The 1,627-nt window shown below is 75.4% G+C and carries 1 protein-coding gene; it reads left to right on the top strand.

Annotated elements, in window-relative coordinates; all coding sequences use genetic code 11:
* Window positions 1-1,522, top strand: a 1,522-nt coding sequence (locus AB8Z36_RS38610) for a hypothetical protein (protein ID WP_369218032.1), incomplete at its 5' end; no start/stop codon positions are given.
* Window positions 1,523-1,627: the final 105 nt, after the last annotated feature.

Here is a 1,627-nt window from a genome sequence, read left to right as displayed (position 1 = left end):
GGGAGCGGCCGGGGGCTGCGGCATGGGTTCGGAAGCGGACGGGGGCTGCGGTATGGGCCCGGGAGCGGCTCGGGCGCGGCGCGGCCGGATGGCGGCGGTGATCGTCGCGGCGGTCGCCCTGGTCGCGCTGCCGGGGCAGGCCACGGCAGCCACGGCAGTGGGGACGTTCCCCTGGCAGACCAGGGCCACGGGTACGGCCACGGGTACGGGTGCGCCGAATCCGTACGCCTTCGCCGAGGGCGCGGAGACGGTCGACGGGGCGACGAGCAACGTCGACGGGCCCCCGCTGAGCCCCGGCAAGACCTACGAGAGCTCCCTGCCGCACGCGGGACGCCTCTATTACCGACTGGACCTCCAGGCCAGGGAGAGCGCGTACGTGTCGGCGACCGCGGTGCCGCGCCTCGGCACCCGGGTCTCGTACGCCGACGGCGTCGAAGTGTCCGTACAGGACGCCGACGGCAACAATTGCAGCCCCATCGAGGCGCAGGAGGCCCGGTTCGGGGCCTCGGAGAGCCCGCGCCCCATCACGGCCACGGCGGCACGCGGAACGGGCCCCGACGAGACCGGCTGCGCGGGCGCCGGCACCTTCTACGTGCTCGTCGAGCGCACCAGCGCCCCGGAGTCCTCCCGGGCCGACTGGGACCTGGAGCTGCGCGTCGTGTCGGAACCCCCGCTGCGGGCGGCGGGTGCGACGGCTCCGCCGCGCTCCTGGAACTCCACCACACCCGTGCCGCCGTCCGGCGAGCGGAAGCGGCGTGTGGGCGGTACGAGCTACAACACGGCGCGGGCCCTGGACGCGGGCGTCTGGGGGGACAGCGTGGCGCCGGGCCGGACCCGCTACTACCGCGTACCGGTCGACTGGGGTCAGCAGCTCTCCGTCAGCGCGGAAGTGGGCACCTCAAGCGGCGGCCGGGACGGCGCCTCGGAGTCGGTGCGGCCACGCGGCACGGGGTACGTCTCGTCCGGCCTGGTCATGACGCTGGCCAACCCGGTGCGCGCGGAGGCAGGGGACGCGGACACGGCGTACGACGGGAAGCAGAAGTCGGCCGCCCTGGACCCGCTGCCGCCGGTCGCCTACGAGAACCGCTACGCCACGGCGGACTCGGTGTCCGCGATGCGGTTCGCGGGCTGGTACTACGTGTCCGTCCACCTCAGCCCCGAGGTGGCGGAGAAGTTCGGCGCTGCCCCGCTGGAGCTCACGCTGCGTGTGGACGTCGTCGGAGATCCGCTGCCGGGCCCCGTCTACGCGGGTGCGTCGCGGCCCGCCGACGAGTTCGGCGTCACGGAACGGGACACGGAGGCCGCGAGGCGCGGGGAGACGGCCGCGGGGAGCGGCACGGGCGACGACCCGCTGCTCGCGGCCATCGCCGTCGGAGGAATCGGGACCGGGGTGACGCTGCTGGTCATCCTCGGCGTCTGGACGCTGACGGCCCGTCGCGGGGACGCCTCTTCGCCCGCCGCGTCCGCTCCCACGTGGGACGCGCCCGTCAGAGCCGGGTCAGAGCCCAGAAACCGACGGTGAGGCACACCAGCGCGGCGAGCAGCATCGGCACCGCCGCTTTCGCGGGCGGCCCGGGGCGTCGCCGCGGGGTGGGAGCGCAGGGCGCGGCCGACTGCGGCAGGGCCA

The sequence above is a fragment of the Streptomyces flavofungini genome (genome assembly GCF_041028215.1).
Classification (GTDB): Bacteria; Actinomycetota; Actinomycetes; order Streptomycetales; family Streptomycetaceae; genus Streptomyces; species Streptomyces flavofungini_B.
The sequence above is the reverse complement of the archived record's forward strand: the minus strand, read 5'-3'. Positions and strand labels throughout refer to the sequence as shown.